Source organism: Pseudonocardia hierapolitana (assembly GCF_007994075.1).
In the GTDB taxonomy this organism is placed as follows: Bacteria; Actinomycetota; Actinomycetes; order Mycobacteriales; family Pseudonocardiaceae; genus Pseudonocardia; species Pseudonocardia hierapolitana.
In genome coordinates, this window is the sequence record NZ_VIWU01000001.1 from 710,351 (window position 1) to 729,361 (window position 19,011).

16 protein-coding genes are annotated in these 19,011 nt (G+C 72.8%); 4 read left to right on the forward strand and 12 right to left on the reverse strand.

All coding sequences use genetic code 11. The features are described from left to right. Positions 1–41: 41 nt before the first annotated feature. Positions 42–2,414: a xanthine dehydrogenase family protein molybdopterin-binding subunit gene (locus FHX44_RS03420; RefSeq protein WP_147254127.1), complete on the reverse strand. Its 2,373-nt coding sequence runs from the start codon at positions 2,412–2,414 to the stop codon at positions 42–44. A gap of 219 nt (positions 2,415–2,633) precedes the next feature. On the opposite strand from FHX44_RS03420, the gene FHX44_RS03425 reads away from it, so the two are divergent. Beyond that, complete coding sequence (locus FHX44_RS03425) at positions 2,634–4,283, forward strand: fumarate hydratase (protein WP_147254128.1); 1,650 nt, start codon at positions 2,634–2,636, stop codon at positions 4,281–4,283. 5 nt (positions 4,284–4,288) lie between these two features. Here FHX44_RS03425 and FHX44_RS03430 read toward each other — a convergent pair whose 3' ends face one another. The 3 genes from FHX44_RS03430 to FHX44_RS03440 are packed head-to-tail and all read right to left on the reverse strand — an operon-like array spanning position 4,289 to position 9,059. After that, positions 4,289–7,024 carry a bifunctional acetate--CoA ligase family protein/GNAT family N-acetyltransferase gene (locus FHX44_RS03430; RefSeq protein ID WP_147254129.1) on the reverse strand — a complete coding sequence of 912 codons (2,736 nt, stop codon included), beginning with the start codon at positions 7,022–7,024 and terminating at the stop codon, positions 4,289–4,291. A 5-nt stretch (positions 7,025–7,029) separates the two neighbouring features. After that, positions 7,030–8,199, reverse strand: a complete 1,170-nt coding sequence (locus FHX44_RS03435; RefSeq protein WP_147254130.1) for an acetoin utilization protein AcuC — start codon at positions 8,197–8,199, stop codon at positions 7,030–7,032. Next, a complete protein-coding gene (locus FHX44_RS03440) occupies positions 8,196–9,059 on the reverse strand; it encodes a sulfurtransferase (RefSeq protein ID WP_147260896.1) in 864 nt (287 codons plus the stop codon). The genes FHX44_RS03435 and FHX44_RS03440 overlap by 4 nt, the downstream gene beginning before the upstream one ends. Positions 9,060–9,152: 93 nt before the next feature. Here FHX44_RS03440 and FHX44_RS03445 point away from each other — a divergent pair, with 93 nt between their 5' ends. Together FHX44_RS03445 and galE are read left to right on the forward strand one after the other, a co-directional pair. Further along, positions 9,153–9,878: an iron-dependent transcriptional repressor DtxR gene (locus tag FHX44_RS03445; protein ID WP_147254131.1), complete on the forward strand. Its 726-nt coding sequence runs from the start codon at positions 9,153–9,155 to the stop codon at positions 9,876–9,878. Between the two features lie 108 nt (positions 9,879–9,986). Next, positions 9,987–10,946 (forward strand): UDP-glucose 4-epimerase GalE, encoded by a 960-nt coding sequence (galE, locus tag FHX44_RS03450; protein WP_147254132.1) that lies wholly within the window; start codon positions 9,987–9,989, stop codon positions 10,944–10,946. Between the two features lie 8 nt (positions 10,947–10,954). On the opposite strand, the gene FHX44_RS03455 is transcribed toward galE, so the two are convergent. Further along, positions 10,955–12,010, reverse strand: coding sequence for a DUF4192 domain-containing protein (locus FHX44_RS03455; protein ID WP_147254133.1), 1,056 nt, complete (start codon positions 12,008–12,010; stop codon positions 10,955–10,957). A gap of 241 nt (positions 12,011–12,251) precedes the next feature. On the opposite strand from FHX44_RS03455, the gene sthA reads away from it, so the two are divergent. After that, entirely contained in the window at positions 12,252–13,667 is a 1,416-nt protein-coding gene (gene sthA, locus FHX44_RS03460) for a Si-specific NAD(P)(+) transhydrogenase (RefSeq protein WP_147254134.1), read from the forward strand. Between the two features lie 153 nt (positions 13,668–13,820). On the opposite strand, the gene FHX44_RS03465 is transcribed toward sthA, so the two are convergent. From FHX44_RS03465 to FHX44_RS42635, 7 genes are all read right to left on the reverse strand, one after another. After that, entirely contained in the window at positions 13,821–14,468 is a 648-nt protein-coding gene (locus FHX44_RS03465; protein ID WP_246170188.1) for an MBL fold metallo-hydrolase, read from the reverse strand. Between the two features lie 223 nt (positions 14,469–14,691). Beyond that, positions 14,692–15,264: a hypothetical protein gene (locus tag FHX44_RS03470; RefSeq protein ID WP_147254135.1), complete on the reverse strand. Its 573-nt coding sequence runs from the start codon at positions 15,262–15,264 to the stop codon at positions 14,692–14,694. A gap of 13 nt (positions 15,265–15,277) precedes the next feature. Next, positions 15,278–16,426, reverse strand: coding sequence for a zinc-dependent alcohol dehydrogenase (locus FHX44_RS03475; RefSeq protein ID WP_147254136.1), 1,149 nt, complete (start codon positions 16,424–16,426; stop codon positions 15,278–15,280). After that, complete coding sequence (locus FHX44_RS03480; RefSeq protein WP_147254137.1) at positions 16,330–17,262, reverse strand: cytochrome c oxidase assembly protein; 933 nt, start codon at positions 17,260–17,262, stop codon at positions 16,330–16,332. Before FHX44_RS03480 ends, FHX44_RS03475 begins: the two co-directional genes overlap by 97 nt. Positions 17,263–17,270: 8 nt before the next feature. Then, the gene (locus FHX44_RS03485; protein WP_281287868.1) at positions 17,271–17,798 is read right to left on the reverse strand and encodes a DUF2243 domain-containing protein; all 528 of its coding nucleotides are present in this window, start codon (positions 17,796–17,798) and stop codon (positions 17,271–17,273) included. A 117-nt stretch (positions 17,799–17,915) separates the two neighbouring features. Beyond that, positions 17,916–18,467, reverse strand: a complete 552-nt coding sequence (locus FHX44_RS03490) for a substrate-binding domain-containing protein (RefSeq protein WP_170308751.1) — start codon at positions 18,465–18,467, stop codon at positions 17,916–17,918. Then, complete coding sequence (locus FHX44_RS42635) at positions 18,377–18,718, reverse strand: LacI family DNA-binding transcriptional regulator (protein WP_212612310.1); 342 nt, start codon at positions 18,716–18,718, stop codon at positions 18,377–18,379. The genes FHX44_RS03490 and FHX44_RS42635 overlap by 91 nt, the downstream gene beginning before the upstream one ends. Between the last annotated feature and the right edge of the window lie 293 nt (positions 18,719–19,011).

Genomic DNA, 19,011 nt, shown 5'->3' on the forward strand with positions numbered 1-19,011 from the left:
GGGACCGGAGGCTCCGGCCCCCGCCAGTCGTGGTGCGGTTGTCAGATGGTGCCCTCGTCGGCGACCGCGTCGCCCTCGCTGCGCACCGGGAGCGTCGCGAAGACGGCGGGGGGCTCCCGCCACGGGTCGGTGGTCGCCCCTGCCCGCGCGTCCTGGACCGCGCGCCACACGCGCTCCGGGGTGCACGGCAGGTCGACGTGGCGCACGCCGAGCGCGCTCAGCGCGTCGACCACGGCGTTCTGCACGGCCGGCGTGGATCCCACGGTGGCCGACTCGCCGATGCCCTTCGCCCCGAGCGGGTTGAGCGGGGTGGGCGTCTCGGTGTTGGCGGTCTCGAACATCATCAGGTCCGCCGCGCTCGGCATCCGGTAGTCGGCGAGCGTGCCGGTGAGCGGCTGGCCGTCGGGATCGAAGACGACCTCCTCGTAGAGCGCCTGCGCGATCCCCTGCGCGAGCCCTCCGTGCTGCTGGCCCTCGACGATCAGCGGGTTGAGCACGCGCCCGCAGTCGTCCACCGCGACGTGACGGCGCGGCGTGACGCGGCCCGTGTCGGTGTCGACCTCCACCACCGCAACGTGCGCGCCGAACGGGAACGTCGCGCTGTCCTGGTGGAAGTCCAGCCCGGCGAAGATCTGCTCGCCCTCGGCCTGCGCCCCGCTCGCGACCTGCGCCCAGCTGACCGTGGCCGACGGCACGCCGACCACGCCGAACTCGCCGTCCTCGGTGAGCTGCACGTCGTCGACCGACGCCTCCAGCATCGCCGCGGCCCGCCTGCGGCCCTGCTCGAGCACGTCGTCGGCCGCGGCCCGCACGGCGTTGCCGGCCATCTGCAGCGACCGCGACCCGCCCGTGCCGCCGCCGCGGGGCACCGTGGCGGTGTCGGACTGCACGAACCGGATCTTCTCCACCGGGATGCCGAGCCTGTCGCTCGCAACCATGGCGAACGCGGTGGCGTGGCCCTGCCCGTGGGCGGAGGTGCCCGCCGAGATCGTCGCGGAGCCGTCGGGGTGCACGGTGACGGAGCCGAACTCGTCGCCTGCGCCCCCGGTGATCTCGACGTACACGCTGACGCCGATCCCGAGCTGCACCGGGTCACCGGCCTCGCGCCGGGTGGCCTGCTCCTCCCGGAGCTTCTCGTAGTCGACCAGCCGCAGTGCCTCGCGCAGCGACAGGTCGTAGTCGCCGACGTCGTACCGCACCCCGGAAAGGGTCTGGTACGGGAACTCGTCCGGCTGGATGAAGTTGCGCCGCCGCAGCTCTACCGGGTCGATCCCCAGCTCGGCGGCGGCGAGGTCCATCATCCGCTCGATGTGCGCCGTGGCCTCCGGGCGGCCCGCACCGCGGAAGGCGCCCATCGGCGTGGTGTTGGTGAGCGCCACCGCGCCGTCGAAGGCCAGCTTCGGGATCCGGTACACCCCGGTGGCCATCGTGTGCGTGGACAGGAACACCAGGCCGCCGCCGAACCCGGCGTACGCGCCGCTGTCGCCCACGACGCGCGCCCGCAGTCCGGTGATCACACCGTCGCGGGTGAGGCCCAGCTCGTAGTAGGCGACCTGCCCGCGCCCGTGCGGCATCGACACCAGGTTCTCCGACCTGGTCTCCACCCAGGTCACGGGACGGCCGAGCGCCCTGGCGACCCCGACGGCCGTCGTGTGCTCGGCGAGCATGCCCGCCTTGCCGCCGAACCCGCCGCCGACGTGCGGCGCGATCACCCGCACCCGATCCTGCTCCAGCCCGAACAGCGCGGCCGCCTGCGCGCGGAAGCCGTGCGGCATCTGGGTGGAGACCCAGATCGTGAGGTCGTGGTCCGCGCCCTCGTAGCCCCCGGGCAGGACCGCGATCGCGTTGCCCTCCATCGGCATCACAGCGAGCCGCTGGTTCACCAGCCGGGCCCGCACGACCACCTCGGCGTCCGAGAGCACCTCGGCGTCGGCCGACCGCTCGCCCTTGGCCAGGTTGGTGCCCAGATCCGGGAACTGCAGCTCCGCGTCCGGCTCGAGCGCGGCCTCCATGTCGACGACGGCGGGCAGCGGGTCGTAGTCGACCTCCACGAGCTCGACCGCGTCGACGGCGGCGGCCTTCGTCTCGGCGACGACGACGGCGACCGCCTCCCCCACGAAGCGGACCCGGTCGGAGGCGAGCGGCGGGCGCAGGATGTCGGGGTTGACGACGAACAGGCCGCCGTGCGCAGGCAGGTCCAGGTCGGCGGCGGTGAAGACGGCGACGACTCCCGGGGCCGCCTTGGCCGCGGAGGTGTCGATCCCGGTGATGGTGCCGTGCGCGAGCGGGGAGCGCACGAACGCGAGGTGCAGGACGCCCTCGAGGGCGAGGTTTCCGACGTAGGTGCTCGCGCCGGTGATGAGGTCACGGTCCTCGACGCGGCGAACGGAGGTACCGAGAATCGATCCAGGCATGCGAATGACCCTACGGTCCGAAACCGGGCCCTGCCCAGCAGTTGACGTGGGACCTGATGTCGGGAGAACCTCTCCCACCGGGAGACCTCGCGCGCCGGCCCGTCCGGACGTGCACACCACGGGAGGTCGGACTGGTCGGGGGCCGGTCCGGCCTCCCGACCATTCTGTGCGGCGTTCATCCGAGCGCGGCGTTCATCCGAGCGCTGTTAGTTTCTGCGGGTGCCCGGTTTCCACCACACCGACGTGCTTCCCCTCGGCCCTGACGACACCGAGTACCGGCTCCTCGACCTGCCCCCGGGCCGGGTCGTCGAGGCGGCGGGCCGCACCTTCCTCGAGATCGACCCCGCCACGATCACCGCGCTCGTGCGCGAGTCGGTGCGCGACATCCAGCACATGCTGCGGCCGTCGCACCTCGCGCAGCTGCGCGCCATCATCGACGACCCCGAGGCGTCGCCCAACGACCGCTTCGTGGCCACCGACCTGCTGCGCAACGCGTGCGTGTCGGCGGGCGGGGTGCTCCCGATGTGCCAGGACACCGGCACCGCGATCGTCGTGGCCAAGCGCTCCGAGACCGTGCTCACCGGCGGTGACGACGAGCGCGCCATCTCGCAGGGCGTGTTCGAGGCCTACGACGAGTTGAACCTGCGCTACTCGCAGATGGCCCCCGTCTCGTTCTGGGACGAGAAGAACACGGGCACGAACCTCCCCGCGCAGGTCGAGCTGTACACCGCGCCGGGGCGGGCGCCGAAGTACGAGTTCCTGGTGATGGCCAAGGGCGGCGGCTCGGCGAACAAGACCTTCCTCTACCAGGAGACGAAGGCGCTGCTGAACCCGAAGAAGCTCGCCGCGTTCCTCGACGAGAAGCTGCGCTCGCTCGGCACCGCGGCGTGCCCGCCGTACCACCTCGCGGTGGTGGTGGGCGGCACGTCGGCCGAGTACACCCTCAAGGTCGCCAAGCTCGCCTCCGCTCGCTACCTCGACACCCTGCCCACCGAGGGATCGGAGCTGGGCCACGCGTTCCGCGACCGCGACCTCGAACAGCAGGTGCTCGAGCTGACCCGCGGATTCGGGATCGGCGCGCAGTTCGGCGGCAAGTACTTCTGCCACGACGTCCGGGTGATCCGCCTCCCCCGCCACGGCGCCTCGCTCCCGGTGGGCATCGCGGTGTCCTGCTCCGCCGACCGCCAGGCCAAGGCCAAGGTCACCCCGGAGGGCGTGTTCCTCGAGCAGCTCGAGCGCGATCCGGCCCGGTTCCTGCCGGAGACCACCGCGGACGACCTGTCCGACGAGGTCGTGCACGTGGATCTCAGCCGCCCGATGGCCGAGATCCGCGCGCAGCTCTCGACGCTGCCGGTGAAGACGCGCGTGTCGCTGACCGGCCCGCTCGTCGTGGCCCGCGACATCGCCCACGCCAAGATCGCGGAGCGACTGGAGGCGGGCGAGCCGATGCCGCAGTACCTGCGTGATCACCCCGTCTACTACGCCGGACCGGCCAAGACCCCAGAGGGCTACGCGTCGGGATCGTTCGGGCCGACCACCGCCGGGCGGATGGACTCCTACGTGGAGCAGTTCCAGGCCGCGGGCGGCTCGCTCGTGATGCTGGCCAAGGGGAACCGGTCGAAGCAGGTGACCAACGCCTGCGCCACCTACGGCGGGTTCTACCTGGGCTCGATCGGTGGGCCCGCCGCCCGGCTGGCCCAGGACTGCATCCGCAAGGTCGAGGTGCTGGAGTACCCCGAGCTCGGGATGGAGGCGGTCTGGCGCATCGAGGTGGAGGACTTCCCCGCCTTCGTCGTGGTGGACGACAAGGGCAACGACTTCTTCGCCGAGGTGAGCCGGCCGACGCTGCAGGTCTCCTTCCGCCGGTAGGAACGCTAGGACAGCCGCCTCGGCCCGCTGTCCTGCCGGGTGGGCGGCGGGCCGAGGACGATGCGCGCGCCCGTGACGAACGCCCCGTCGGCGGAGGTGAGCACCGGGTCGAGCACGAGCGAGCGCACCTCGGGCAGGTCCTCGGCGATCCGGCCCACCCGCAGCACGAGGTCCTCCAGCGCGGCCAGGTCGACCGGCTCGGTGCCGCGGTAGCCCGCCAGGAGCGGCGCGGCCCGCGGTGCGCGCACCAGCGACGCGGCGTCCTGGTCGGACACCGGGACCACGCGGAAGGCACGGTCGCCGAGCAGCTCGGTGGCCATCCCGGACAGCCCGAAGGACAGCAGCGACCCGAACGACGGGTCGTCGACGATCTCGAGCACGCAGGAGATCCCCTTCGGGGCCATCCGCTGCACGTAGACCTCACTCTGCCCGGTGAGCCGGGCGAGGTCGGCGTGGGCGCGGCGCACACCGAGCGGGTCGTCGAGGTCGAGCCGGACGCCCACGAGGTCGGTGCGATGGCGCCAGCGGTCGCCGACCGCCTTGATCGCCACCGGGTATCCCAGCTCCTCGGCAGCCGCGACCGCCGCGTCGGCGTCCGACACCTCGCGGAAGTCGGTGACCGGTATGCCGTAGCAGGCCAGCAGCTCGACGGCGTCGGCGTCACCGAGCCGGTGGTCGTGCTCCGCGCCGAGGCGGGCGACCACGGCCCGGGCCCGCTCCGTGTCGATCCCGGGCTGACTGACGAACTCCCCCACCGGACGCGCCCGCCAGGCGGCGTAGCGGCTGACCCGCGCGAGCGCCGCCGCGGCCCGCTCCGGGCTGGGGTAGCTGGGCACCGATCCCGGCCCGGGCGAGCCGTCCTCCCGCGCCACGGACAGCTCGGCCGGCACCCCCTCGACGGCGAGGAACACCGCGGCCACCGGCTTGTCGGAGCCGGCCACGGCCTCACGCAGGGCCCGGGCGTACTCCGCGCCCGGGATGGCGATGGGCGGGACGAACACGGCGATGAGGGCATCGGCCCGGCCCGCTTCTCCACCCTCGGGGTCGTCCCGGATCGCCCTGGCGACGGCGGCGGCGAACTCCTCGGGCGGCGCCGCGGTGCCGACGTCGACCGGCGGACCCGCGAGCTCCATCCCGCCGTCGAGCAGTGCATCGGCGACCAGGACGCCCAGCGCGCTCGAGTTGCCGACCACCGCGACCCGCGGCCCTGCCGGGAGCGGCTGGTAGGCGAGCAGGAGTGCGGTGTCGAACAGCTGGGTGAGCGTCTCGACCCGGATCACGCCCGCCTGCTCGAACAGCGCGCGCACGCTGGCCTCGTCGATCTGCGTCGCGCTCGCCGCCAATGCCGGTGTGGGGCCGGAGTGGCGCCCGCTCTTCACCGCGACGATCGGCTTGGTGCGCGCGAGCCGCCGCGCCAGCCGCGCGAACTTGCGCGGGTTGCCGAACGTCTCGAGGTAGAGCAGGACGACGTCGGTGTTCGGGTCGGTCTGCCAGTACTGCAGCAGGTCGTTTCCGGACAGGTCGGCCCGGTTGCCGGCCGAGACGAACGTGGACAGGCCGAGCCCGCGCTCCTTCGCCGCCGCGAGGATCGCGATGCCCAGCGCACCGGACTGCGAGAAGAAGCCGACCCGGCCGGTGCCCGGGAGATCGGGGGCGAGGGTCGCGTTGAGCCGCACGGCGGGATCGTTGTTGACCACCCCGAGCGCGTTGGGCCCGATCACCCGCATGCCGTGTGCCCGGGCCTCGGACACCAGGCGCCGCTCCGCGACGACACCGCTCGCACCGACGTCGGCGAACCCGGCGCTCACCACGACGAGCGTGGTGACCCCCTTCTCGAGGCAGGAGTCCATCACCTCGTCGATGCCCGCGGCGGGCACCGCGACCACGGCCAGGTCGACCTCGTCGGGGATCTCGGTGACCGACGCGTAGGCCCGGACCCCGCGCACCGAGCGCGTGGCCGGGTTCACCGGGTAGACGGGCCCGGTGAAGTTGGCGCGCAGGAGGTTGGCGAGCACGGCGTGGCCGATCTTCGACGGGTCGGTGGACGCCCCGATCACAGCCACCGACGTGGGGTGCAGCGCGTTGTGCACGCTCCGTGCCTCGGCCCGCTGCTCCCGCGAGTCGCGGACGGCGAGCGAGCGCTCCGTGGGGTCGATGTCGAACTCGAGGTGCAGCACGCCCTCGGCGAACTCCCGGCTCACCTGGTAGCCGGCGTCGCGGAAGACCCGGACCATCTGGTGGTTCTCCACCAGCACCTCGGCCTCGAACCTGCGCAGACCGTTCTCCCGCGCGGCCGCCGCGAGGTGTTCGAGCAGGATCGAGCCCAGCCCGCGACCCTGGTGGTCGTCGCGCACGACGAACGCGACCTCGGCCGACTCGACCCGCCCGTCGGGCCGCGGATCCAGCCCCTCGTACCGCCCCACGGCGATGATCTCGTCGCCGAGCAGGCAGATCAACGCCACCCGCGTGCGGTGGTCGACGTTGGTGAACCGCTCGAGGTCGCGCGGGGGAATGCGCGGGTAGGGGCCGAAGTAGCGCAGGTAGCGGGTGCGCTCCGAGAGGCTCTGGTGGAACCGCAGCAGTGTGTCGGCGTCGCTGGGCAGGATCGGGCGCAGGTGCACGATGCCGCCGTCCGAGGCCACGACGTCGGCTTCCCATTGGCGGGGGTATCCCGGCTCGGGCTCCGCCGCGGGCGGGTCCCTGCGCGGGTCGCTGCTCGCCGTCTCACCGCTGGTCGTCATGCCCGTCAGTCCCTCGGGTCGTCGGGGTCGAGGCCGTGCAGCGGGAAGACCGCCCGCCTGGTCTCCAGCACGGCGGTGTCCACCCGGTCGGCGCCCTCGGTCCACGGGATGTACCCGGTGTCGCCGCCGTCGGTCATCGAGATCGGCAGCTGCTGGCCGGTGAGACCCGCGGTGTGGGCCACCCAGCCCGCGGGCAGTGGACGGTCCGGCTCGACGTCGCGGTCGAGCACGGTGGCGATCAGGTGGGTCCAGGACCGGGGCACCACCCGGAAGAGGCCGTACCCGCCGCCGCCCACGGCGAGCCACTTGCCGCCGGCCGTGTGGGTGGCGAGCTCGCGCAGCGCGCGGTAGATCGCGCGGTGGCCGTCGACCGTGAGCCCGAGGTCGGCGAGCGGGTCCTCGGCGTGGGTGTCCACGCCGCACTGCGTGACCAGGATCTGCGGCCGGAACTCCGAGAGGAGCGACGGCACCACCGCGTGGAAGGCACGCAACCAGCTCGAGTCGGGTGTGCCCGGCGGCAGCGGCACGTTGACCGCGGACCCCGCGGCCTGGCCGTCGCCGTACTCTCCCGGCCACCCCGTGCCCGGCCACAGCGTCATCGGGTGCTGGTGCAACGAGATCGTGAGCACGCGGGGGTCGGAGTAGAACGCGGCCTGCACGCCGTCGCCGTGGTGGACGTCGACGTCCACGTAGGCGATGCGGTCGAACCCGTGGTCGAGCAGCCAGGAGATGGCCACCGCGCAGTCGTTGTACACGCAGAACCCCGCCGCCCGGTCGCGCATCGCGTGGTGCAGCCCGCCCGCGATGTTGACGGCGCGGTCGGCGCGGCCCTCGGCGATCTCGCGCGCGGCGAGCAGCGACCCGCCGCAGACCAGCGCGCTCGCCTCGTGCATCCCGAGGAAGATCGGGTTGTCCTCGGTGCCGAGCCCGTGGCCCACGCCGAACGGGTGCTCGGGCGCCGACTTCACGGCCGTGAGGTACGACGGGACGTGCACCCGCTGCACCTCCTCGTCAGGAGCCTGCTCCGGCACCAGCGGCTCGATGCCCTCGAGCACACCCAGGTCGGTGGCCAGCCGCATCGTGAGGTCCAGCCGGACCGGGTCGAGGGGGTGGTCGCCGCCGAGGTCGTAGGCCAGGAAGTCCGGGGTCCACACGACCGCGGCCCGCCCGCTCACGGCGCCGCTCCCGTGGCCACGGGCCTGCTCGGATCGGCGGACCAGTTCGACCACGACCCGACGTACAGCGGGATAGGCCGCTCCGCCGGTCGGAAGCCGGCGTGCTCGGCCGCGAGCACGAGCGCCGCGGCGGTGGCGCCCGACCCGCAGTAGGCCCCGACCTCGCCCTCCCCCGCCTCCGCCACCCCCGCCAGCCACTCGGCCAGCGCCACGGGTGGCAGCCAGCGCCCGTCGTCCCCGAGGACGTCGGTGGCCGGCGCGTTGCGGGCGCCCGGGATGTGGCCCGCCTTCGGGTCGACCGGCTCGTGTTCCCCGCGGTAGCGCTCCGGTGCACGGGCGTCGAGCAGCACGCCGGTCCGGGCGAGCGCGGCCGCCTCGTCGGCGTCGAGCACCGGCATACCACCGGGCCGGACCGTGACGTCGCCGGGAGCCGGGCGGGACGGCTCGGCCGTGGTGGGGAGCCCGGCCTCCACCCAGGCGCGGAACCCGCCGTCGAGGACCGCGACCCGGCCCGCGGCGAACCCGGCCCACCGCAGCAGCCACCAGGCGCGCGCCGCCTGCACACCCTGGGCGTCGTCGTGGGCGACGACCAGCGACCCGTCCCGCACCCCGGCCCCGCGCAGAGCCGCCTGCAGCCGCTCGACCGACGGCAGCGGGTGCCGCCCCGCCGGCCCGGGCGGGTCGGCCAGGTCGGTGTCCATGTCGAGGAAGACGGCTCCGGGGATGTGCGCCGCGTCGTGATCGGGGCGGGCCGGCGGGCCCGTGAGCCGCCAGCGCACGTCGAGCACCACCGGGCGCCGCGCGGGATCCGGATCGTCGAGCAGTTCCGCGAGCCGGGAGGGAGCGAGCAGCGGATCCATCGGTGCGAACACCCGCACATCCTGCCCGGGATGGCGGGGCGGCTGCGAGCCGTTGCACCGATAGAATGGGGACTTGACGAAAGGGCTGGGGGCGTGAACGAGCTCATCGATACCACCGAGATGTACCTCCGCACGATCTACGAACTCGAGGAGGAGGGCGTCGTCCCGCTGCGCGCGCGCATTGCGGAACGGCTCGGCCAGAGCGGGCCGACGGTGAGTCAGACCGTGGCCCGGATGGAGCGCGACGGGCTGGTGGTCGTGGCCGGCGACCGGCACTTGGAGCTCACCGAGGCCGGCCGGGCACGGGCGGTGTCGGTGATGCGCAAGCACCGGCTCGCGGAGCGGCTGCTCGTGGACGTGATCGGACTCGAATGGGAGTTCGTGCACGCCGAGGCCTGCCGCTGGGAGCACGTGATGAGCGAGGCGGTGGAGCGCAAGCTCGTGAAGCTGCTCGACAACCCCACCACCTCCCCCTACGGCAACCCCATCCCCGGCCTCGACGAGCTCGTGAACAACGTCGACGCCGCCACGGCGACACGGGCCGCCTCGGCGCCACCGGTACTGGAGGTGGGCCTGCAGCGGCTCGACGAGTTCGCCCGCCGCGGCGGTGGTCCGGTGGAGGTGCGCCGGATCGCCGAGCACGTGCAGGTCGACGCCGACCTCATGGCCGATCTCAAGTCGGCGGGCATCGTGCCGGGGAAGGACGTGGACGTGGACGCCATCTCCCGCTTCGGCGACGCCGTCACGGTGGCGAGCAACGGTTCCTCCTCCTCGGTGGCGCCGCTCATCGCCCACGCGGTGCTCGTGCGGGCCCGCTGACCGGAGCGCGGCGCGAGCCCCTTCGGGGGCCTCGGCGTGCGCCGTGAGACGGTGGGCCGCGACGCGCGGCGGCCGTACGACGCGCGCCGAGCCTCGAGGAGGAGTTCTGTGAAGCTGCTCGTGACCGGCGGTGCCGGCTACGTCGGCAGCGTGTGCGCCGCCCACCTGGTGGACGCGGGCCACGACGTGACGGTGCTCGACGACCTGTCCACCGGGCACAAGGACGCGGTGCCGGACGGCGCGCGATTCGTGGAGGCCGACCTCGCCGACGCCGTCGACGAGGTGCTCGCCGACGGGTTCGACGGCGTACTGCACTTCGCGGCGAAGTCGCTCGTCGGGGAATCGGTGCAGCGACCGGAGCTGTACTGGAACGGCAACGTGGTGACGAGCTTCCGGTTGCTCGAGGCCATGCGCCGGCACCGCACGCGCCGGCTGGTGTTCTCCTCCACGGCGGCGACCTACGGTGAGCCGGAGCAGGTGCCGATCCGGGAGGACGCACCGACCCGGCCGACCAACCCGTACGGCGCGAGCAAGCTCGCCATCGACCACGCCATCGGCTCCTACGCCGTGGCCCACGGGCTGGCCGCGGTGAGCCTGCGCTACTTCAACGTGGCCGGGGCCCATGGCCGCTTCGGCGAGCGGCACACGGTGGAGACCCACCTGATCCCGATCGTGCTGCAGGTGGCCTCCGGCACCCGCGAGGCGGTGCAGGTGTACGGCGAGGACTGGCCCACCCCCGACGGGACGTGCGTGCGCGACTACATCCACGTGGACGACCTCGCCGACGCCCACCTGCTGGCGCTCGAGCACGCGCAGCCGGGGCGGCACGCGATCTACAACCTGGGCTCGGGCAGCGGCTTCTCGGTGCGCGAGGTGGTGGAGGCCTGCCGCGCGGTGACCGGGCACCCGATTCCCGCGGTGGCCGCCCCTCGCCGGGCCGGCGACCCCGCCGTGCTCATCGCTTCGAGCGAGGCGGCCAAGGCCGAGCTGGGCTGGCGGCCGTCCCGGACGGACCTCGCCACGATCGTGGGCGATGCATGGGAGTTCACCCGGAGCAGGACGGCCTGACAGGGCGTTCACCGATCGCCCCCGGTGAGCATCTCGCGAATCGAGGACGGCCGGAGGCCGGCCGTGGCGGCGCGTCGGACCAACGCGGCGAAGGCGTGGCCCGGCCACGCCCGCTCCGCGCGATCGAGAGCGATGTTGGCCAGTGCGCCGTCGCCGCGCAGCAACGCCGACACCGCGAGCAGCGTGGCGGGCTCGGCCGCCTCGGGGTCGGGCGTCTCCCGGGCGAGGGCGGCCCACACCTGTTCGACCACCGCGGCGTCCTGGGCCGCACTGCGCCGAAGCGCCCATGCGCGCACCTCCGGCATCCCGAGCGCCGTGGCCAGTGCGACGACGATCCCGTCGTCGGCCAGTGCGAGCCGCCCGGCCGCGGCGTCGGCGATGGCGGCGTCGACCACGGACATCCCCGCGGCGGGATCGAGGACGATCCCGCCCTCGGCGCCGTCGAGCTCTCCGTCCGCCGCCCGGATCAGCCGTTCCTCGCGGCGCCGGAGTACGGCCGGGTCGGCGGGAGCGACGACCGCTTCCAGCGCGGCCCGGTCGGCGTGCACGACCCTGCCCTCCGCCACCACCGCGGCCACGAACGGCGTGGCGGCGGGTTCCGGGACGAGCCCCGCACACCCGCACGACTCGTAGCAGGCCCAGCCTGCTCCACCGGCGGTGCGCTCCGCCCACATCAGGGCCTGGATCGGGATGCGCTGCGCGTCGAGTGCCGACTCGACGTGACAGGCGAGCAGCGAATGCGGGAGCGGCCCGGCTTCGCTCACCACGACGGCGATCGCGCCGGTGGGTTCGTCGAGGAGGAGGCCCCGCACGGCCGACGCGACGACGAGCTCGGCGTGTTCGGCGTACTGGGGGTGCTCGGGTGGAGGCAGGTCGACCCGCAGTGTGAGGCCGAGCCTGCGGCCGGATCGGCCGCCGGTGGCCATCAGCACGAGCGACTCGCGGGGGTGGAACCCGAGCATGGCCGGGACCGCGGCGACCAGCTCACCCTGGTCGCGGACGCGGAGCACGGGGCGGTCGTCGACCGGGAGTGCGACGGGAGGACGGTCGGCGGGAGGCGTCATGCGGCGAGAATGCGTGGCGAGGGCCGGCGATGGGGGCGTTGCCCCGTTCGGCTGTGGACAACGTGCGGCTGAACGGGCTGGATCGGGCCGATGTGGACACGTCCGCTCCACGGCCCGGTTCTGTCCGCGGTCATGTCGTCGACGAGTGTTAACCTCTTGCGCTTGCCGCGGGGCAGGAGTGCGGCAACGCTGTCCTCCTGCGGGGCGTGAACGGCCCGCCGACCGTGGGGAGGACCGTCGCGTGTACGACTACGACCTGCTCGTGATCGGATCCGGACCGGGCGGCCAGAAGGCCGCGATCGCGGCCGCGAAGCTGGGCAAGCGGGTCGCCGTCGCGGAGCGCCGGAACATGATGGGCGGCGTCTGCGTCAACACCGGCACGATCCCGTCCAAGACGCTGCGGGAAGCGGTGCTGTACCTCACCGGCTTCGCCCAGCGCGACCTGTACGGAGCCAGCTACCGGGTCAAGAGCGAGATCACGATCGCCGACCTGCTGGCGCGCACGCAGCACGTGGTCGGGCGCGAGGTCGAGGTGATCCGCAACCAGCTGCTGCGCAACCACGTGGAGATCATCGGCGGCACCGCCCGGTTCGAGGACGAGCACACCGTCACCGTGCAGGGCGACTCACGCGGCGACCGCAGCACCGTCACCGCCGAGAACGTCGTGATCGCCACCGGCACGAAGCCGGCCCGCCCCGCCGAGGTCGAGTTCGACGACGAGCACGTGCTCGACTCCGACGGCGTGCTCAAGCTGCAACGGGTGCCGGGCTCGATGGTCGTCGTGGGTGCAGGCGTGATCGGGATCGAGTACGCGTCGATGTTCGCCGCCCTCGGCACCCGCGTCACGGTGGTCGAGAAGCGCCCGTCGATGCTGGACTTCTGCGACCCGGAGGTGGTCGAGTCGCTGAAGTTCCACCTGCGCGACCAGTCCGTCACCTTCCGGTTCGGCGAGGAGGTCGCCAAGGTCGAGGTGACGCCGCGGGGCACGGTCACGAGCCTGGCCAGCGGCAAGCGGATCGCCGCCGACATGGTGATGTACTCGGCGGGTCGCCAGGGCGTGACCGACGAGCTCGACCTGGAGAAGGCGGGGCTGTCCGCCGACAAGCGCGGCCGCATCACCGTGGACAAGCAGTACCGCACCGAGGTGCCGCACATCTTCGCCGTCGGCGACGTGATCGGCTTCCCCGCGCTCGCGGCCACCAGCATGGACCAGGGCAGGCTCGCGGCCTACCACGCCTTCGGCGAGCCGGCCCGTGAGCTGCAGGAACTGCAGCCGATCGGCATCTACACGGTGCCCGAGATCTCCTTCTGCGGCCGAACCGAAGCGGAGCTGACGTCTGCGGCGGTGCCCTACGAGGTCGGCATGTCGCGCTACCGGGAGCTGGCGCGCGGGGCGATCGTCGGCGACTCCTACGGCATGCTCAAGCTGATCGTCTCCACCGACGACCGCACCCTGCTCGGCGTGCACGTCTTCGGCACCGGCGCCACCGACCTCGTGCACATCGGCCAGGCGATCATGGGATGCGGCGGCACCGTCGACTACCTCGTCGACACGGTGCTCAACTACCCCACCCTCTCCGAGGCGTACAAGGTGGCCGCCCTCGACGCGACGAACAAGATCCGCGCGCTCGAGATGTTCGGCAACGAACCGGCGTAGGCGACCGGAGCCGACACCAACCGCAGCCTCGGGAGGATGCACCGGGTCGGCGGGCTGCTCCGCGAGCCCGGGAGCACGGGCGACGGAGCGCGCGGCTGCCTCCACCGCCGCCTGTTCCATCGGCGGCGCCTCTGATCACCGGGCCGCGGTGCCTCAGCGAGTGCGGGGAGCGAGCTCCACCGTGTCGCCCCGCGCGACCGTGCGCAGGCGGTCGTCGTGCCCGCGGCGGCGCATCTCCGCGACGAAGTGCTCCAGCGGGCTGCGGAACACCCGGTAGTCGTCGTAGTGGACGGGGACGACGGTGGCGGGCTCGATCAGCTCGACCAGATCGGTGCCCTGGCGGCCGTCCATCGTGACGAGCACGCCGAGCACCCTCGTGCCGCCGAGGTGAGTGATCATCACGTCGATTCCTGCGAAGCGTTCGCGGACAGCGCGCAGCTCGGGGACGCGCAGCGTGTCGCCGGTGACGTATGCCCGCAGCACCCGGATGCCGCCGCGCTCCAGGTCCACGATGGTGCCCGTCACCGGCGGCAGCAGGCGGTGGACCCCGACCGGGCCGTGCCGGGCGGGCACCGCGGTCACCCGCAGCCGCTCGTCGCCGCGCACGACCTCCCAGTCGTCCCACGTCGCCAGGCCGGTCGCGGCAGCGAACCCCCAGCGCTGCAGGCGCCGGGCGGCGTGGGGGGTGGTCACCACGGGTGGCTCGCGCGGGAGATCCCGCTTCGCCACCCGGTCGAAGTGATCGCCGTGCAGGTGGGACAGCAGCACGGCGTCCAGCGGCGGGAGCTGATCGATCCGCATCGCGGGATCCGAGCCTCTTCGCCGTCAGGCCGTACCCCAGGTGCACCCGCTCGCCGCGCCGCACGAAGTTCGGATCGGTGAGCACGGTGAACCGCCGAGCCGCAGCAGTGTGGTCGCGGTCCCGACGAACGTCAGCGAGCTGCCGTCGTCGCCGTGCTCGCCAGCAACCATGGAGCCGGGATTACCCCTTCGAGGTGACCAGACACCTCCCCGGACTCCATGGTCAGCGGCGCCGCCCGGCAATCGACCTGATGGCCGAGTACGCGACGCCGCACGCCACCACCCATGGCCCGGCGACGATGAGCGGATCGAGCAGCTGGTGTCCCACGTCGGCACGCCTCTTCCCGATCCGCGACGCGATCCCGTGGTGGGAGAACTCGCTCAGCACGCCGGTCTCGGTGATGGGGTTGTCCGGGCGCAGGGTCAGGAACGAACGGACGTGGCTCTCCCACGCGTCGACCCGGTCGGCGGCCAGCAGGAGCAACCAGTGTGCGGCGCGGCCCTCGCTGTAGCGCCGGTACGCCGCCTTCCTCATCAGGCCGGACACTCCCCTGGCCGGACACGTGGTGCCGAACACCGGCGTGAGGAACGCGTGCTCGACCGACCTCTCCCGCGGCCGGTGCTCGAGCTGCCGCTCCGGGAAGTCCCAGTGCGCGCCGTTCCCGTCCGGTTCGGACCGCAGCTTCGGCACCGAGGGGCGGTCCTGTGGGTCCAGATCCACACCCCAGCCCGGGATACGGGCCCGCAGCTGGTCGCGCGATTCGATGGGTGACGGCTTCTCGCGGGTGTACGCCATGACTGCCTTTCCCTCAGCCTGCGCTCGGCACGACGAGCGGCTTGATGCAGCCGTCCAGCTTCGCCGAGAAGATGTGGTACGCCTCGCCGATGTGCTCGAGCGGCACGCGGTGCGTCACGATGTCGCTCGGCTTGAGGTAGCCGTTGCGGACGTGCTCGAACAGGCGCGGCCACTGCCGCTTCACGGGGCACTGGTTCATGCGCAGCGTCAGTCCCTTGTTCAGGGCGTCGCCGAACTTCACCGCACTGAACATCGGGCCGTAGGCACCCATCACCGAGACCGTGCCGCCCTTGCGCACCGAGTCGATCGCCCAGTTGAGCGCCACCGGCGAGCCGCCCTGCAGCTTCAGCTTCGCCGACGTCACGTGCTGCAGGAAGTTGCCGTCGGCCTCCGCGCCCGCCGCGTCGATCGCCACGTCGGCACCGAGGTGATCGGTGATCCGCTTCATGTGCACGACGATGTCGTCGTACTCGGTGAAGTTGTACGTCTCCGCGTGCGCGAACGTGCGCGCCTTCTCGAGCCGGTACTCCAGGTGGTCGATGACGATCACCCGCCCCGCTCCCATCAGCCACGCGGACTTCGCGGCGTAGAGCCCCACCGGGCCCGCGCCGAAGACCACCACCACGTCGCCTTCGACGATGTCGCCGAGCTGCGCCCCGAAGTAGCCCGTCGCCAGCGCGTCGGTCAGCAGCACGGCGTCCTCGTCGTCCATCCAGTCCGGGATGCGGCTGGGCCCGACGTCGGCGAACGGCACCCGGACGAACTCCGACTGGCCACCGTCGTAACCACCGCAAGTGTGCGAGTACCCGTAGATGGCGCCGACGGCGGTGGCGTTCGGATTGACGTTGTGGCAGTTGGAGTACAGACCGCGCGCGCAGAACCAGCACGACCCGCAGAAGATGTTGAACGGCACCATCACCCGGTCGCCGCGCTCGAGGTTGCGCACCGACGGGCCGACCTCCTCGACCACACCGATGAACTCGTGGCCGAAGGTGGTGCCGACCCGCGTGTCCGGCATCATCCCGTGGTAGAGGTGCAGGTCCGAGCCGCAGATCGCCGCCAGCGTCACGCGGACGATCGCGTCGTTCGGATGCTCGATGCGTGGGACGTCCTTCTCCTCGACCCGGATCTTGTACGGACCCCGGTACACCATCGCCCGCATCGGCGCCTCCTCCATGCCCACTCGGTCGCGCTGTCCGGGTAACCCGCGGCATCCCCGCTAACCGGGGTGCGGCGATACCAGATGGCGAACAGTGCGACGGCGAGTGCGAGCTCGGCGAGGTCTCCGCCGTAGTACATCAGCTGGGCGGCCGCCCGCACCTGGTCCGGCCCGTGCGATGGAGGTCCGGGTGCTCGGGCGTAGAGGAGCTTCGCGAGGTACGCGTGCGCCGCGCCGGCCGCGACGAGCACCAGAGCGCGAGTCGTGATCGTGGGGCGGCGAGGTGCGGGGTCGGGGCCGGCGATCGACCAGGTGAACACGCAGCCGGCGAGCAGGAAGTGCAGGTTCACGACGTGGTGGGCGAGGGCGTTGGTGGTGGTGATGGCGTACAGCGGGGTCAGGTGGAGCAGGTAGAGCCCACCCACGTCGAGGACGGCCGCCGTGGCCGGGTGGGCGAGGCCGTGCAGGACCCGGCTGCGCAGGAGGCGCCGAACCGTGCCGCGGCAGGCCACGGGGAGTACGGCGAGCAGCAACGTGATCGGAGCGGCGAGCACGAGCGCGAGCGGCGCGAACATGCCCAGCAGCAGGTGCTGGATCACGTGTCCGCGCGGGCCGCGCCGGGCGAGCGCGTGCATGGCGGGGGACACGGCGGCCGCGACCAGCACGAACCCGATGACGAAGCCGGCCGTGCGCAGGCGGGACCAGTTCCGGCCTGCGACCCTGCGGGAACGGACCGCGCGGCAGTATGCGATCGACGGGACCAGGACGACCAGCGCGACCAGCAGCCAGCCGGCGATGTCCGCGTCACCGGATGCATGGACGTCGTGGGTGAGCGGCATCGCCGGGGTCAGCGGTTGTGGCTGGCCGACGAGCGGGTGCTGTCCGCGCGAGCCCGCCACACGAGCGCGGCGCCGATCAGCAGCAGGACGGCGCCGGCGGTGTTCCACGCGAGGTCGTAGGCGAGCAGGTCGTCGACGCCGTAGCGGATCTGGTGGACCCGGAGGAGTTTGTGGTCGACGATGCCGTCGAAGAGCTGGAACGCGCCGAGCCCGAGGAAGAACCCGCCCCAGGCGGACATCGGGGCGAGGGCGCGGCGGCGGCGGAGGTCGCCGAGGGCGAAGAGCGCGGCAACGATCACGACGATTTCGGCCGTGTGCAGCAAGCCGTCCGACAGCAGCCCGATCTGCGGGGTGGAGCGGTCGTAGAAGTGGTGCCAGCCGAGGATCTGGTGGAACACGATCTCGTCGATCGCGGCCATGATCCCGACCCCGATACCGAATGCGACCAGTACCGACCGGCCGCGTTGTGGTCGTGGTGCGGATGCCGGGGCGGGCTGCCCATGGCCGGGGTTCGTCCGGTCGCTCGGTGCGTCCACACCGGGGGCAGTACCCGTTCCCGGCGGACGGCCGTCACCGCTGCCTCGGACCACCCCGCCGGTCGAGCTCTACCCGCCGTCGTCGGCGAACTCGCCGTCAGGCGGAAGCACGGACGATCAGCTCCCACGGCTCGGAGAGCTCGGTCCCGGGGAGGATGGTCGCGGCGTCGAGGCGTTCGAATAGGCGGGCGACCTCGCGGGAGAAGCCAGGGCGGCGGCGCCGACCGTGGTGAGGGCGGGGGAGATCATCAGGCCTTCGGGGATGTTGCCGATGCCGATGACCGCGAGCTGGTCGGGCACGGCGACACCCAGGTCGCGGGCCGCCCAGATGCCGTCGACCGCGGCCCGGTCGGTGGCCGAGAGCAGCGCGGTCGGGGGTTCCGGGCGGCGCAGGAGGTCGCGGACCGCGGCATAGGCGTCGGAGCGCGAGTCGGCGACGGGGCGGACCAGCTCCGGGTCCACCGCGATGCCGTGGGCGACGAGACCGTCGGTGTAGCTGCGCACCTTGACGTCGGCCAGCGCGCCACCGTGCTCGTCGGCGTGTGCGAGGAAGGCGACGCGACGGTGGCCGGCGGCGATCAGCCGCTCGACCGCGGCGCGGCAGGCGCTCGCGCGGTCCTGGCGGACCACGTCGAAGCCGCCGGGCTCGATGTCGTCGTCGAACACCACGAGCGAGCAGCCCTGTGCCGCCAGCGCCGCGAGCTCGGCGCCACCACGTCCGTGCGCTGCCGCCGCAGGCTGCGGGCGGCGTGGTCGAGCTGGTACCCGGTCTCCGCGACGGCCCGCAGCACCCGCTCCCGCGTCTCGGGAGGGGGCGGCTTCGCGCCTCCCCTCCGCCCGGAGAGCACGTAGGAGACCGTGGCGGTGGAGACGCCCGCGCGCTCGGCGATGTCGCGTTGGGTGGGGCGGCGCGGCGGCACGCCGATGACCGTAACCCGGCTTTACAGCGGAGGCGAGGACCCCTACCGTGCCGAGTTAATCGAATAACATGGGACAGCGGCGTACAAGGTGGCCGCCCTCGACGCGACGAACAAGATCGGCGCGCTCGAGATGTTCGGCAACGAACCAGCCAGGCGCGGATAGGTGGGCGCGGGCAGTACGACGCGGCCGCGGTGGTCGTGACGCTGCCGCGTCGGTGCGCGGGCGATGACGCGGTCATGCTCGCGGCCGCCGGGCCGTTCCGGCCCCGCATCCCCAGTGATCTCGGTTTCGA

Bases quoted from the DNA above. Each gene is read 5' to 3' on its own strand.
- FHX44_RS03455 (WP_147254133.1), bottom strand. From the start codon at position 12,010: ATGACGCCTCCCGCCGACCGTCCTCCCGTCGCACTCCCGGTCGACGAC.
- FHX44_RS03420 (WP_147254127.1), bottom strand. From the start codon at position 2,414: ATGCCTGGATCGATTCTCGGTACCTCCGTTCGCCGCGTCGAGGACCGT.
- FHX44_RS03480 (WP_147254137.1), bottom strand. From the start codon at position 17,262: ATGCCGCTCACCCACGACGTCCATGCATCCGGTGACGCGGACATCGCC.
- FHX44_RS03440 (WP_147260896.1), bottom strand. From the start codon at position 9,059: ATGGATCCGCTGCTCGCTCCCTCCCGGCTCGCGGAACTGCTCGACGAT.
- FHX44_RS03430 (WP_147254129.1), bottom strand. From the start codon at position 7,024: ATGACGACCAGCGGTGAGACGGCGAGCAGCGACCCGCGCAGGGACCCG.
- FHX44_RS03465 (WP_246170188.1), bottom strand. From the start codon at position 14,468: ATGCGGATCGATCAGCTCCCGCCGCTGGACGCCGTGCTGCTGTCCCAC.
- FHX44_RS03470 (WP_147254135.1), bottom strand. From the start codon at position 15,264: ATGGCGTACACCCGCGAGAAGCCGTCACCCATCGAATCGCGCGACCAG.
- FHX44_RS03475 (WP_147254136.1), bottom strand. From the start codon at position 16,426: ATGCGGGCGATGGTGTACCGGGGTCCGTACAAGATCCGGGTCGAGGAG.